This window comes from Nocardia pseudobrasiliensis NBRC 108224, from assembly GCF_001613105.1.
In the GTDB taxonomy this organism is placed as follows: Bacteria; Actinomycetota; Actinomycetes; order Mycobacteriales; family Mycobacteriaceae; genus Nocardia; species Nocardia pseudobrasiliensis.
The window spans coordinates 54,822-68,990 of sequence record NZ_BDBS01000032.1 but is presented as its reverse complement, the minus strand read 5'-3'; the positions used below and the strand labels follow the sequence as shown (position 1 = coordinate 68,990).

General features: G+C 66.5%; 11 protein-coding genes. 6 read left to right on the top strand and 5 right to left on the bottom strand.

Going from position 1 to position 14,169, the window contains the following annotated elements:
- Positions 1–38 precede the first annotated feature (38 nt).
- Both NP4_RS24675 and NP4_RS24670 read left to right on the top strand, forming a co-directional pair.
- Positions 39–1,439, top strand: a complete 1,401-nt coding sequence (locus NP4_RS24675) for a 3-oxoacyl-ACP reductase (RefSeq protein ID WP_068002299.1) — start codon at positions 39–41, stop codon at positions 1,437–1,439.
- Positions 1,436–2,305 (top strand): MaoC family dehydratase, encoded by an 870-nt coding sequence (locus NP4_RS24670; protein WP_068002296.1) that lies wholly within the window; start codon positions 1,436–1,438, stop codon positions 2,303–2,305. The genes NP4_RS24675 and NP4_RS24670 overlap by 4 nt, the downstream gene beginning before the upstream one ends.
- An 89-nt stretch (positions 2,306–2,394) precedes the next feature.
- Here NP4_RS24670 and NP4_RS24665 read toward each other — a convergent pair whose 3' ends face one another.
- Both NP4_RS24665 and NP4_RS24660 read right to left on the bottom strand, forming a co-directional pair.
- On the bottom strand, positions 2,395–2,994 hold the full coding sequence (locus NP4_RS24665) for a TetR/AcrR family transcriptional regulator (RefSeq protein WP_062508144.1): 600 nt from the start codon (positions 2,992–2,994) through the stop codon (positions 2,395–2,397).
- 83 nt (positions 2,995–3,077) lie between these two features.
- Complete coding sequence (locus NP4_RS24660; protein WP_068002294.1) at positions 3,078–4,250, bottom strand: glycoside hydrolase family 3 N-terminal domain-containing protein; 1,173 nt, start codon at positions 4,248–4,250, stop codon at positions 3,078–3,080.
- A gap of 360 nt (positions 4,251–4,610) precedes the next feature.
- Here NP4_RS24660 and NP4_RS24655 point away from each other — a divergent pair, with 360 nt between their 5' ends.
- Together NP4_RS24655 and NP4_RS24650 are read left to right on the top strand one after the other, a co-directional pair.
- A complete protein-coding gene (locus NP4_RS24655) occupies positions 4,611–5,876 on the top strand; it encodes a hypothetical protein (protein WP_068002290.1) in 1,266 nt (421 codons plus the stop codon).
- Between the two features lie 2 nt (positions 5,877–5,878).
- Positions 5,879–7,222, top strand: a complete 1,344-nt coding sequence (locus NP4_RS24650) for a lipase family protein (protein WP_068002287.1) — start codon at positions 5,879–5,881, stop codon at positions 7,220–7,222.
- Positions 7,223–7,375: 153 nt separating this feature from the next.
- Here the strand turns inward: NP4_RS24650 and gnd are convergent, their stop codons facing one another.
- Both gnd and NP4_RS24640 read right to left on the bottom strand, forming a co-directional pair.
- Complete coding sequence (gnd, locus tag NP4_RS24645; RefSeq protein WP_062508152.1) at positions 7,376–8,404, bottom strand: phosphogluconate dehydrogenase (NAD(+)-dependent, decarboxylating); 1,029 nt, start codon at positions 8,402–8,404, stop codon at positions 7,376–7,378.
- A gap of 183 nt (positions 8,405–8,587) precedes the next feature.
- Positions 8,588–9,673 (bottom strand): glycoside hydrolase family 183 protein, encoded by a 1,086-nt coding sequence (locus NP4_RS24640; protein WP_068002285.1) that lies wholly within the window; start codon positions 9,671–9,673, stop codon positions 8,588–8,590.
- Positions 9,674–9,852: 179 nt separating this feature from the next.
- Here NP4_RS24640 and NP4_RS24635 point away from each other — a divergent pair, with 179 nt between their 5' ends.
- Both NP4_RS24635 and NP4_RS24630 read left to right on the top strand, forming a co-directional pair.
- On the top strand, positions 9,853–11,016 hold the full coding sequence (locus NP4_RS24635; RefSeq protein ID WP_068002283.1) for a GGDEF domain-containing protein: 1,164 nt from the start codon (positions 9,853–9,855) through the stop codon (positions 11,014–11,016).
- 100 nt (positions 11,017–11,116) lie between these two features.
- Positions 11,117–12,271, top strand: a complete 1,155-nt coding sequence (locus NP4_RS24630) for a GGDEF domain-containing protein (protein WP_068002280.1) — start codon at positions 11,117–11,119, stop codon at positions 12,269–12,271.
- Here the strand turns inward: NP4_RS24630 and NP4_RS24625 are convergent.
- Positions 12,243–14,069, bottom strand: a complete 1,827-nt coding sequence (locus NP4_RS24625) for an acyl-CoA dehydrogenase (protein WP_068002277.1) — start codon at positions 14,067–14,069, stop codon at positions 12,243–12,245. The genes NP4_RS24630 and NP4_RS24625 overlap by 29 nt on opposite strands.
- Between the last annotated feature and the right edge of the window lie 100 nt (positions 14,070–14,169).

Below are 14,169 nucleotides of genomic sequence, written 5' to 3'. Positions count from 1 at the left end.
AGATGTGCGAAAAGACGCTCGGGGCAAGCCGGATTTGCATGCCGACCACATTCGACACGAAGGAAAAGGTAGGAACAGTGGCAGCCAGCAAGAGCAAGGGCGCTCCCAACCTCTACGGATCGTTCGTTCACTCGGCCCCCGGTAATTTCCTGGCCGGCAAGTTGGGCCTGCCGAAACCGGAGACGCTGCGCCGGTACACTCCGGGTGAGCCCGCCCTGCCCGGCCCGGTGCTGCTGGGCGGTAAGGGCCGCGTCGCCGACGCCGCGCGAAACCTGCTGTCGGACTACACCTTCGCCGACTCCATCAGCCAGGGCGTGAAATTCGGCGCACTGGTGTTCGACGCCACCGGTCTCAATTCGATCGAGGAACTCGAGCAGCTGTTCCAGTTCTTCCAGCCCGCCATGCGCAGCATCGCCGCCTCCGGCCGTGTGCTCGTCGTCGGCACCACCCCCGAGCTGGCGTCGAGCGTCGAGGCCCAGATCGCGCAGCGCGCGCTCGAGGGCTTCACCCGCAGCGTCGGCAAGGAGCTGCTGCGCGGAGCCACCTCGAATCTGGTGTACCTGCACCCCGAGGCCGCCTCGACCGCAACGGGTCTGGAGTCGACCCTGCGCTTCATCCTGTCGGGTAAGTCGGCGTTCGTCGACGGCCAGGTGTTCCGGGTCGGCAAGGACGACAACGCCGCCGCCGACATCAACTGGGACAAGCCGCTCGACGGCAAGGTCGCCGTGGTGACCGGCGCCGCGCGCGGTATCGGCGCGACCATCGCCGAGGTCTTCGCCCGCGACGGCGCGAAGGTCATCGTGGCCGATATCCCCGCCGCCGGTGAGGCTTTGGCCGCGACCGCCAACAAGGTCGGCGGCGTCGCCCTCGCGGTCGACGTCACCGCCCCCGACGCCGCGGACAAGCTGGCCGAATTCGCCACCGAGCGCTTCGGCGGCATCGATATCATCGTGCACAACGCCGGTATCACTCGCGACAAGCTGCTCGCCAATATGGACGACGCGCGCTGGAACTCGGTGCTGAACGTGAATCTGGCCGCGCCGCACCGGATTACCGAGGGCCTGGTCGCCAAGGGCGCGCTCAAGCAGGGCGGCCGCGTCATCGACGTGTCCTCGATCGCGGGCATCGCGGGCAACCGCGGCCAGACCAACTACGGCGCCTCCAAGGCCGGCGTCATCGGCATGGTCAACGCCGAGGCTCCCAAACTGGGCGAGAAGGGCATCACCATCAACGCGGTGGCCCCCGGCTTCATCGAGACGGCCATGACCGCCGCCATCCCGCTCGGCACCCGCGAGGCGGGTCGGCTGCTCAGCTCGCTGTACCAGGGCGGGCAGACCGTGGACGTCGCCGAGACCATCGCCTACTTCGCCAGCCCGGCCTCGAACGCGGTGAGCGGCAACGTGATTCGCGTCTGCGGCCAGGCCCTGATCGGAGCATGATGACCCAGACCATCTCGCTGCACGAGCCGCCCAAGACCGGCAATCTCTATCTGAAGGCCGCGCTGGGAGCCGTTCCGCTGCCGCTGGTTTCGGCGCGTAAATCCCAGATCCCGGACCGGGCGATCGAATTGAACGGTCTGAAGGTCGATGCCGACAATCTGGCCGCCTACTGCCACGCGACCGGCCTGCGCTTCGGTGATTCGCTGCCCCTGACCTATCCGTTCGTCCTCACCTTCCCGCTGGTGATGCAACTGGTCGTCGCGCGCGACTTCCCGTTCGTCGCGGTGGGCGCGGTGCACGCGGAGAACGTGATCGAGCGCACCCGCGAGATCTCGATCAGCGAGCCGCTGGATTTCAAGGCGCATGTGGAGAATCTGCGCGAACATCCCAAGGGTCTGCTGGTCGACGCGATCAGTGAGATCAATGTCGGCCGGGAACTGGTGTGGCGGCAGGTGACGACGTTCCTGCATCAGCAGAAGACGTCGCTGTCGGGCGGTCCGAAGCCGGAGGCCAAACCGGACGAGGTACCCCCGCCGCCGCTGCGCACGCTGAAGGTCGGCCAGGCCCAGATCCACCGCTACGCCGCGGCCTCGGGCGATCGCAATCCGATCCACATGTCCGCGCTGAGCGCGAAGGCCTTCGGCTTCCCTCGTTCGATCGCGCACGGCATGTGGTCGGCCGCAACGATTCTGGGTGTGATCGAGGGCCGGGTGCCCGCACGGACCACCTACTCGGTGAAGTTCGGCAAGCCCATCCTGCTACCGTCGACGGTCAATGTGTACGCCGATCAGGTACAGGGCGGCTGGGATCTGGCGCTCAAGAACCCGAAGAAGGGTTATCCGCACCTGACCGCCACATTGCGCTGAGCCGCACGTCTTTCGGCGGCCGCGGATCGGATCGCATGGGGGATCCGATCCGCGGCCGACCCGGATGACCTGCGGCTTTTCGCGTTTCGCTACTCGGCCTTCTTCTTACCCGCCAGACCGCGCCAGGCCAGGTTGTCCAGCAGATCCACGGCCTCGGCCACATTCACCTCACCGCTGGCGATGCGGTCGGCGATGGCCTCGCCCGCGCCGATCACCGCGACGGAGACGATGTCGAAATTCGTTCCGGGTTCGGCGTATTTGGCGCTGGACTCGAGCAGTTTGGCGGTCAGCTCGATGATCCGCTCGCGGCTGTTGCTGATCTCCGAGGCGAACGGCTGCTGTCCGAGGGCCTGCCGATAGAGCACCTGCCAGGACAGCCGATTGTTGTCGACATAGGACAGGAACGCCTCCAAGCCCGCCCGCAACTGCTCGTGCGGGGTGAGGCTGGGGTTGCCGGCTACCGCGACGGCCTCGATGAATCGGACGGCCTCGCGCGCGATGCACGCGCGGAACAGTTCGTCCTTGGATCCGTAGTACAGATAGAGCATCGGCTTGGAGATCTTGGCCTCGGCGGCGATGGCGTCCATCGAGGTGTCGTGATAACCCTTGCGCGAGAACACCTCGACGGCGGCGTCCAGCATCTGCTGCTCACGAACCGCCCGGGGAAGCCGCTTCGTTCCGCCTGCCATCCACTCTCCTAGACCATGTCGAAACCCCTATCTTACTCCAAGGTAAGTTCTCCGGAGGGTAATTGCCGGTGATTCGCGGATGCTCAGCAGTTCAGCGGGATGCCCTTGAAGCGAGCCATCCGCAACACCGACTGGTCGACCTGCCGCATCGACAACCGCCCCTCGCGCACCTCCTGCTCGAGCCGGTCGAGTACCTGCGGGACCGCGGTGCTCGAAATCCACAGGGCGTTGTCGGCCCCGGCCTCGAGCGCCGCGGCCACCGCGTCCTCGATACCCATCCGGTTGGTGATGGCGGCCATGCCGGACAGATCGTCGGTGAAGATCGGCCCGTCGAAGGCGGCCGCGCCGTAGCCGTCGCCGTGTCGCAGTAGGGCCATCACCTGCGGGCTGATACTGGCCGGGGTGTTGGGGGTGGTCAGTCCGGGCACGTCGAGGTGTCCGACCATCACCCCCGCGCCCGATCCGATCAGATTGCGGAACGGTACGAGATCCTTCTGCTGCAACTGGTCCAGCGGCGGCGTGCGGACCGCGCCGGTATGTGAATCGCCCGAACCCGAACCGTGGCCGGGGAAATGCTTCATGACCGCGCCCAGACCCGCGTCGTGCATCCCGCGGATGAACGCGCCCGCGTAGCGGGTGACCACCTCCGGATCATCGGAGAAGGAGCGGTCGCCGATCACACTGTCGTCGGGCTGATCGCTCACATCGGCGTCCGGGGCGAAGTCGACGGTGATGCCGAGCTCCTTCATGGCCGTGCCGCGGGCCACGCTCTGCTTGTAGAACTCGTCGTCGGAGACGGTCTGCGCGGCGACCCGGGCCGAGGGGGCCGCCCCGATCACATTGCGCAGCCGCGAGACTCGGCCGCCCTCCTCGTCGATGGTCACCATGAGCGGGGTGCGCGCGGCGGCCTTGACCCGGTCGATCTGCTTGTCCGCCAACAGCCCCGGATCGGTCCAGCTGCCCACGAAGATGCCGCCGATCTGCTCGGTGCGCACCGCGTTCTCGGCGTCGGTCGCGCCGGTGATGCCGACGGTCAGCAGCTGCGCCAGCTTCTGGCGGGGCGTGAACTGGGCGAGATAGCCTGCCGCGCAGTCGATTCGACCGGCGGTCGTGGTACTCGCCGGGGTCGCTCCGGCGCTCGTCGTCGTGGACGGGTTCGCGACGGTGGTGGAATTGCCGCCACCGCCGCCGCTACCCGAGCAGGCCGACAGGGCGACCGCGGTGACGGCGAGCAGGATCCCCGAAACGATGCGCATGGCTCCCGACCGTACCGCCTGTGCCGGTGAGTAGAGATCCCGGCATTGTTTGTCACCCGATTGTGAAATGAATCATCGAATGACACATGAAGTTCGATGCCGCGTCATCTTCGACGAATGAGCAAACACCGCTATCACCAGGCTATTTGCTCGCTCGATCCGATCGGCCGTGCCGGACAGATCCGCTCATGATCGGATTGGACTGCCACCTACCTGCGGTTGGTAATGTCCTCGTAAACGACAGGTCGATCGAAGGTCAATCTCAGGGATATTATTCGAGTCCGTAGGAAGCTATTGGATAGCTAATTGGCTCGGCCCGGCTTGTTCGATCGTCAACCGCCAAGCGGAAGGCTCTACACCATGCGCATCGGCGCGCTTGTGCGTGGCGCGGGACTGGCTCTCGCGGCACTGGTCACCATCGGACTCGGAACCACTGGCACCGCCCTCGCCGCGGACGAGGTGGATCGCTATCTGGATCTGCCCCTGGTCAACCGCGACGCGGCGCAGGGGCCGGGCGGGGTGAATCCCGAGCTGCCCTACGACGAGGCCGAACTCGGCGGCCTGCTGGCTCAGGCCCGTGCCCGGGGCGTCGCTCCCACCCGGTACGCCGCCCTGCTCTATCAGTACTGGCTGGTCGATGTGAGCAACAAGGCCGGAATCGACCTGCCCTCCTGGAACCCACGCACCGGCGTACAGGCCAATCGCGAGAACCTCGTCAAGTCCTACCGCTACTACGAGAATCTGCAGCTGGACCATCGCGAACTGCAGTGGGCCGGAATGGGTGGCCAGGTCGGCGCCGACTTCGGCGGCGGTATGGTCGATTTCGATCTGGTGAGCAATATCTACGATCTGCCGGGCATCTCCGAGGCCGCGCGCACCGTGCTCGGCGCGGTGGAACAGACCGCGGGCCCGCAGGCGGTCGCGCTGCTGCCCGAGGGATTGCGCGCCCTCGCCGAGGCCGGACCGCGCATCGCGCCCGAGGATCTGCAGTGGATCCTGGGGATGATCCTGGTGATGCAGAAGAACATCTTCTCGGATCTGATGCCCATGCACGACGCCTACGTCACCGGCGGTCTGCCCGCACTCGAGGAATTCGAGGCGGCGGGACTGTTCGGCGGCGACATCATGGCCGCCTGGCGCGATGTCGCCTCCGGCGACGAGGGCCGCATCGCCGAGGGCAATGCCACGCTGCTGCGCCGCGAACAGCTCTGGGCGGTCGCCGCGCAGTGGGACGAGACCCGCGCGTACAAGGGCAGTATCGGCGAGGCGATCACCTATCTCAGCGGTGCGGCCGGATCGCCGTCCATCGCGGGTGTGGTGCCGCCGCGTGAGTTCCGGCCGGTGCGAATCCCGTTCATCGCGAACAACGGTCAGCCCATGCGGCTGGTCCTGCCGCTGCCGAGCTGGAATTGGTCGGTCTTCGACGAGCGCTGGGACTACATCGCCACCGAACTGCTGCCCAAGTACCGGTTCCAGGTCGAGAACAACTGGCCCGCGGTGGAAGCCACGATGCGCACGCCGTACGAGATCCAGCTGGAATCGCATCGCCCGTTCATGAACATTCCGCAGCTGCTGACCTCGGCCGCCGGTGAGCTGCGCGTCGAGCCCGCCGGACAAGGAGACTGACGTTGCCTCGCACCCTGTTCGCCACGGCGATCACCGCCCTGGCACTGAGCCTGTGCGCCACGGGAATCGCCGTGGCCCAACCGGATTCGCCCGAGATCCCGAACAGCACCCCCGGCCTGGACCGAGTTTTCAACGGCTTCGTGGTCGGCACGATCCAGGACTCGCCCGCGGCCACGCCGGAGGAAGCCTTCCGGGCCTTGATGTTCGACGATCCGTTCTATCAGGAGCCGCCGCTGACCGGGGCCGAACAGCCCGGCACGGTACTGAAGGCCAAACCCGTGGACGTGATGTTCCTCGGCGTGAAGCCGAATTCGGTCGAGGCGTACAAACTCATGTACGTCACCACCGCACTCGACGGCGTCACCCCGGTGATCAGCACCGGAATCCTGATGATTCCCAAGGACGGTCGCGCCAACTCCGATCGCCGGGTCATCTCGTATCAGGAGGCCAACGACAGCGTCGGCTGGTCGTGTCATCCGAGCACCCAGTGGACCGGCGGTGATCCGCTCGACGGCTCGTCCTGGTCGGCGCTGGGCCCGCTGGCGTTGATGTTCGACAAGGGCTACGCGGTGATGATCTCCGATGTCGGCAACGACGGCGATCGCCGCCCGCACGGCGTATTCGCCGGGAAGTTCGCCGCCCACGCCCAGCTCGACGGTGTGCGCGCGGCGCTGAATCATCGTGAGGCGGGACTGGATCCGAATGCGCAGATCGGCCTGTTCGGCATCGCGGGCGGCGGTGTGGGCGCGGCCATGTCGGCGGAACTGCAGCCGCGGTACGCGCCCGAACTGAATGTGAAGTCGGCGATGCTCGAGGGCATGGTCGTCAATCCGCGCAACTTCATGCGGGTGGCCGATGGATCGGTCGGCTCCGGTTTCGTCTTCGCGACGCTGCTGGGACTCGAACCCTGGTATCCGGAAATGAAATTGGACGAGAAGCTGAATCCGGCCGGACTGGCCGTCGCCAATGCCTTCCGCACGCAGTGCCAGACCCCGGCCTACTTCGGTATGCCGATGATTCCGCTGAACCTGCTGTTCAGTTCGGGACTGAACCCGGCCGACGAGCCCGCCTTCCAGGCGGTGTTCGAGGACAATGTGCTCGGCAGGTCGGGTACGCCCAAGGCGAAGGTCATGATCACCTCCTGCGCGGCCGACGACTCGTTCATGTCGCTGGTGCCCGCCCGCGACTCCCGCGAACTGGCCGATACCTACCGATCGCAGGGGACCGAGGTGAGTTACCAGCCCACCGACTGCAGCATGGGACGCATGCTGACCGATCTGTACGGCTGGGGCACAGACCTTTTCGGCATGCAGACCATCGACTGGATCGATAGATCGTTCGACTGAGAAGAGAGAGATATGGCTTTCCTGACCGGCGCCGCGTACCTGCTGTTCTACGGTCCGCTGGCGGTATTGAAACTCGGCCTGCAGGCTCTGCATCTGGCCTGACGCGCTGAAAAGCGAAGGGCGGCGGGAAATCCCACCGCCCTTCGCCGTTTCCTACTTACCCGGCAGCTCGTTGTGCCCGCCGAACGCCTTGCGCATGGCCGAGAGCACCTTGTCGGCGTACAGCGCCTCGCCGCGCGAGGAGAAGCGCTGGTACAGCGCCGCGGACAGTACCGGCGCGGGCACGCCCTCGTCGACCGCGGCGTGGATGGTCCAGCGGCCCTCACCGGAATCGGAGACCCGGCCGCCGAAGGTCGACAGCTCCGGATCGGCGTGCAGCGCGGCCGCGGTCAGATCCAGCAGCCACGACGCGACCACCGAACCGCGCCGCCAGACCTCGGTCACCTCCGGCACATTGATGTCGTACTGGTAGTACTCCGGATTCTCCATCGGCGTCTCCTCGGCCGAATGCGACTCCGCGAGCACCTTGCCGATATTGGCCTTGGCGAGAATGTTCATCCCCTCGGCGTAGGCGGCCATCGCGCCGTACTCGATGCCGTTGTGCACCATCTTCACGAAGTGTCCGGCGCCCGCGGGACCGCAGTGCAGATAACCCTGCTCCGACGGGGAGGGTTCGCCGGTGCGGCCCGGGGTGCGCTCGGCGGCCTCGACGCCCGGCGCGATGGACTTCAGCAGCGGCTCGAGATGCGCCACCTGCTCGGCCTCGCCGCCGATCATCAGGCAGTAGCCGCGCTCGAGACCCCACACGCCGCCCGAGGTGCCGATGTCGAGGTAGTGAATGCCCTTGGGCTGCAGCGCCTTCGCGCGCTTGATGTCCTCGTGGTAGCGGCTGTTGCCGCCGTCGATGATGATGTCGCCGGGCTCGAGCAGTTCGGCCACCTCGTCGATGACGGCGCCGGTCGCGCCCGCGGGGATCATCACCCACACGACGCGCGGCGCCTCCAGCAGGGCGACGAACTCCTTGTAGTCGGTGGCGCCGGTGAAGTTGTCGCCGAGTTCGGTTGCGAACTCCTTGATCTGCTCCTCGTGGCGCGAATATCCGACCGCGGTGTGCCCGTCGCGGACGATACGCCGCACGATGTTGGCGCCCATCCGGCCGAGCCCGATCATTCCCAGCTGCATACTCATCTCCTCGAGTCGTCCGAGCTCCGGTGGATCCGAGCTCTCAGGTCGCTGTGCCCGCACTCGATTCTCCCCGAACCCGTGTAACGCCCCGAGCGGGCCGCCGATAATCAGATCGGCTCCGTGCAGTTGCCAGACCCCCGACCCGGCAACCGCACGGGGCCCCATGCGTTCCCGGCCCGATTAGAGCGGCGAGCGCATCAGGACGACGTTGTACTGGTTGTGCACGCCCAGTGCGAAATACAGATCCCGTCCGGTCTGATACGGATAGACCATCGGGGCGTAGGCGGTGGGCAGGTCGCGGGCGTCGACCAGGACACGCGGCGGAGTCCACGGACCCTCGGGCGCGGGCGCTGTGCGCATGACGACCGAATTGAACGGGTCGGTGGTGAGCATCACATACTGGCCCAGATAGTCGTTCCACCCGACCGACAGCTCACCGACGCCGCCGACGATCGGCTTGGCGAGGTTGGCGTCCTTGGGTTTCCATGCCCCGCCGTCCCAGAACTCGTAGGCGTCCCAGTTGGCCACATCGGCCTCCTTGGCTCGCGCCACGAACCCCGGATTGTCGCGCCCGGCCGGGGTGCCGAAGCGGTAGACGTAGCCGTTCGCCTTGACGAAGGCCGCCTGCTGGAAGTTCTGGAAGCCACCGTCGTTGCCGCGGCGGGTGGTGGGCAGCTGGGCCCAGCTCTGGCCGTCGTCGCCGGAGACGGCCAGCGTCGAGTAGTTGGTGTCCCAGTGGCCGTCCGCGCCCCATTCGCGCACCGACATCATGCTCATGTACTGCACGCCGTTCACCGATACGCCCGCGGTGGGGATGAAGCTGATCTCGATACCCGGGATCTTCGGGCTGGCCAACGGATTGTCGACGAAGCTGGTGTAGCGGATGCCGTCGCCGGGATGCATTCCGGCGGGGCTGCGGTACAGGACATTCGACCGCCACGCCCAGAAGCTGCCGGTGAGCAGATTCGGCGCGCCGAGCCCGGCGGTATCGCCGTAGGCGGTCAGCATCTGGCCGCGGCCGTCGTCCCACATGATGCCCAGATCGGTGCCGAGGACATTGTTGCCGTCGGTCCGGTTCGGGCTGGCCATGCCGGTGAGTTGGAACACCGCCTGGGTGGCGCCCGGCAGGCGCGGCAGGCCGGTGGTCCCGTTGAGCACCGGTATCGGATTGACTGCGTTGGGATCCGCCCCGGCGGGCGTTGCCACGGCCGCCAGCAGGGCGGTTGCGGCACAGGCTCCGGCAAGCGCGGACAGCGATCGTTTCATAACTCTCATGCCCCTTCCGTGACTCGAGCCGAGGCTGATTCTGCCCCGTTTTCTGGATCGATGCGGTATATGCATCACGCTTCGTTTCGGTCGCGGTCGCTGCGGCTAGACTTTCACAGGTATTTCCGAGCGTTCGTTCGCCAGCTTGCCCGTTGTTTCCCGACACAGGGCGGTACCAGATGAGCAGCAGTCGTTCGATAGTCCGAGCCTGGTGGCGTGACCGGGTCGACTACCGCTGGCTGCTGGACACTTTCGAATCCCATCACGCGCTCGTGCCGATGCGGCTCGCGGTCGGCGCGGGCGGGGCGGTGCTGCTGGTGATCACGATCCTCAGCGCCATGTCGCGCTCGGGTTCGACCGGTGTGGTCGGCGCGGTGGTGACCGGACTGGTCTCGCTGCTGGCCGCGGCGTGGGCGGTGCGCTGGTGGTTCTTCACCTGGCCCAGTCAGACCGAATCGCTGATCTGGGTGGCGCTGGCCGATCTGGCCTCGCCCGCCAACTGCCTGCCCGAGCAGAACCGGCTCTACGGCGCGCTCGGGGCGATTCTGCTGGTGGTGATCGGGGGATACGTCACCGTCTTCCACGGCCCGCGCGTACTGGCACTGCATGTGTGCTGGTCGCTGCTGGCGATCGTGGTGCTGTCGATTCGGATGGTGCTGGGCGGTCCGCCGCAGAGCGCCGCGGTGGCCGGTGATATTCCGCTGGCCGTCGCGGTCGTGCTCATCATGGTGGCCGCGACCGTGGTGGTGCTGCCGCCGGTGCACTTCTGTCACTGGCTGTTACGCCGCGACGCGCTGTCGGATCCGCTGACCATGCTGTTGAACCGGCGCGGGCTGGACTACTACCTGTCGCGCTTCGCGGGATCCGGGGCCACGCGCAATTCCCGTGGCGCATATGTCATCACACTGGATCTGGATCGCTTCAAGAACGTCAACGACACCTTCGGCCATCTGTTCGGCGACGAGGTGCTTGCCGGTACGGCGGATCGGTTGCGCGTCGCCGCCCCGCCCGGTTCGGTCATCGCGCGCAACGGCGGCGAGGAATTCGTGGTGGTCGGTCATGTGCACGGCGACGAGGTGCGGGTGATCGCCGAGCGCCTGCGCCGCGGGATCGAGACCATGCACGATCTGCCGGTGCGGATCACGGCCAGTGTCGGCGTCGGCGTCTGCGATATCGAGCAACTGCACGAACAGGGCGCGGAGAAGACGATCCGCCGCCTGCTGCGGTGTTCGGATATCGCGATGTATCGCGCCAAGCGGCTCGGGGGGAATGCCGTGGTGATCGCGAATTCGGCGGAGATGGACGAGGCGGCCGAGCGGCTGAGCGCCTCCGGCCCGGCCTGACCGATCACTCGTCCAAGTAGCTGATACTCATCGTTACAGTTAATATTCGGTTATTGGCCTTTTGCGGCGGACCCCGGTGACGGACGTGAGGCGACGACCGATGAACGACAACGGTGTGATCTTTCGAGCCTGGGCGAGTGACCGGGTCGATTACGACTCGCTGGTGCGGACCATCGAATCGCATGCCGCGCTCGGGCCGATGAAGACCATGATCGGATCGGGCGGCATCGTCATGATGCTCATCACCGTGCTGGCCGCGATCTCGCCGACGGGACAGAACGACCCGGTGGGCCTGACCCAGGCGGCCGTCGCGGCGACCCTCGCCGGGCTGTGGACGCTGCGGTGGTGGTTGTTCCCGTGGCCGCGCGAGCGGGAGTCGCTGTTCTGGGTCGCGCTGATCGATGTCAACATCACCGCCAACAACATCATGGTGTCCGATCGCCTGCTGGGCGCGCTCGGCATCGTGCTGCTGGTGACGACGGGGGCGTATGTCGCCATCTTCCACGGCACGCGCTGGCTCGGACTGCATCTGCTGTGGGCGCTGCTGTCGATCGTCGTGGTGACGGCCATGATGACGCTCGGGCACGGTCACGGCGCGGGGGATGTCGCGCTGGGCGTGGGTACCTTCCTGGCCAATATGGTCGTGCTCATCGTCGTGATGCCGGTCGTGCAGTTCTTCAACTGGCTGATCCGATTGGACGCGCTGTCGGATCCGCTCACCGGACTGCTGAATCGGCGCGGATTGGATTCGCGCGTCCAGCGTTTCGCCGGGACGGCTTGTCGCGAGGGCGTCTATGTCGTGACCCTCGACCTGGATCGGTTCAAATCCGTCAATGACACCTTCGGCCACCCCGTGGGCGACGAGGTGCTCATCCGCACCGCCGACTGCCTGCGCGCCGCGTCTCCGCGCGGGGCGGTGGTCGCGCGCACCGGCGGCGAGGAATTCGCGGTCGTGGGTCGACTGCACGGGCAGTCCGTCGAGGAGGTGGCCGAGCGCCTGCGCGGCGCTATCGAGGCCATGGCGGGTCTGCCGGTCACCGTCACCGCGAGCGTGGGCGCCGCGTTCTCCGATTCGCCGGTTCCGTTGGCCGAAGACCTGTTCCGCCGGTCGGATTCGGCCATGTACCGCGCGAAACACTTGGGCGGCAACACCGTTGTGGTCGCACCGCCCGCGGAAACGAGACAGGCCCCGTCACCACAGTGGGCGACGGGGCCTGCTCGTTTCACTAGAACGCGGCTTCGTCCAGCTCCATGATGTCGTTGTCGAGGTTCGACAGCACGGCGCGGGTCGAGGTCAGCTCGGGCAGGATGTTGCGGGCGAAGAACTGCGCGGTGGCGATCTTGCCCTGGTAGAACGGCTCGGTCGAACCGTTGTCCAGTGCGGCCAGCGCGATCTCGGCCTGCCGCAGCAACTGCCAGCCGATCAGCAGATCGCCGACCGAGAGCAGGAATCGCACCGAACCCAGGCCGACCTTGTACAGCTCCTTGGGATCCTGCTGGGCGGCCATCAGGTGTCCGGTCAGGGTCGCGGCCATGCCCTGGACATCCTCGAGTGCGGTGGCCAGCAGCTTGCGCTCGCCCTTGAGGCGGCCGTTGCCCGCCTCGGAGTCGATGAACTTCTGGATCTGACCGGCCACATGGGCCAGCGCCACACCGCGGTCGCGGGCGATCTTGCGGAAGAAGAAGTCCTGCGCCTGGATCGCGGTGGTGCCCTCGTAGAGCGAGTCGATCTTCGCGTCGCGAATGTACTGCTCGATCGGGTAGTCCTGCAGGAAGCCGGAACCGCCCAGGGTCTGCAGCGATTCGGTCAGGTACTGGTAGGCCCGCTCCGAGCCGACGCCCTTGACGATGGGCAGCAGCAGATCGTTCACGCGCGCGGCCACATCGGCGTCGGCGCCCGAAACCTGCTCGGCGATATCACCGTTCTGATGCGCCGCGGTGTAGAGGTACAGCGCGCGCATGCCCTCGGCGTACGCCTTCTGGGTGGCGAGGCTGCGACGTACATCCGGGTGGTGGGTGATGGTGACGCGCGGGGCGGCCTTATCGGTCATCTGGGTCAGGTCCGCGCCCTGGACGCGCTGCTTGGCGTAGTCCAGCGCGTTCAGGTAACCGGTCGACAGGGTGGCGATGGCCTTGGTGCCGACCATCATTCGCGCGTTCTCGATGACGTCGAACATCTGCGCGATGCCGTTGTGCACCTCGCCGACCAGCCAGCCCTTGGCCGGAATGCCGTGGCCGCCGAAGGTGACCTCACAGGTGGCCGAGACCTTCAGGCCCATCTTGTGCTCGACGCCGGTGACGAAGACGCCGTTGCGCTCGCCCAGTTCGCCGGTCTCGTGGTCGAAGTGGAACTTGGGTACGAAGAACAGCGACAGACCCTTGGTGCCCGGGCCCGCACCCTCGGGGCGGGCGAGCACGAGGTGGACGATGTTCTCGAACATGTCATCGGAGTCGCCGGAGGTGATGAAGCGCTTCACACCCTCGATATGCCAGGTGCCGTCCTCCTGCTGCACGGCCTTGGTGCGGCCCGCGCCGACATCGGAACCCGCATCGGGCTCGGTGAGCACCATGGTGGCGCCCCAGTCGCGGTCGACCGCGATCTTGGCCCACTTCTTCTGTTCCTCGGTGCCGTTGTTGTAGAAGATCGCGTTGAAGCCGGGGCCCGCGGCGTACATGTACGCGGCCGGCTGCGCGCCGAGGATCAACTCGCTGATCGCCCAGTGCACGGCCCGCGGCACGCCGAGCCCGCCGAGCTCCTCGGGCAGGCCGAGCTTCTCCCAGCCGCCTTCCTGCAGGGCGCGAAAGGACTTCTTGAACGATTCGGGGATCGCGACGCTGTGGGTTTCGGGATCGAAGACCGGCGGGTTGCGATCGGCATCGGCGAACGACTCCGCGAGCGGACCCTCGGCCAGGCGACGCACCTCGCTGAGCATCTCCTTGACGGTGTCCGCGTCGAGGTCGCCATAAGCGCCGGAATCGAGGATCGAGCCGAGGCCGAGCACCTCGAAGAGGTTGAACTCCAGGTCGCGGACGTTGCTCTTGTAGTGACCCATGTCTGTACTCACTCTCCGTTGAGTCGGTGCGGTCGGTGTGTTGTCCGTTCCCGCCCACTGTGTTGCCACCGGGTAGTCGACCGACTTGTCCGCCTACTAC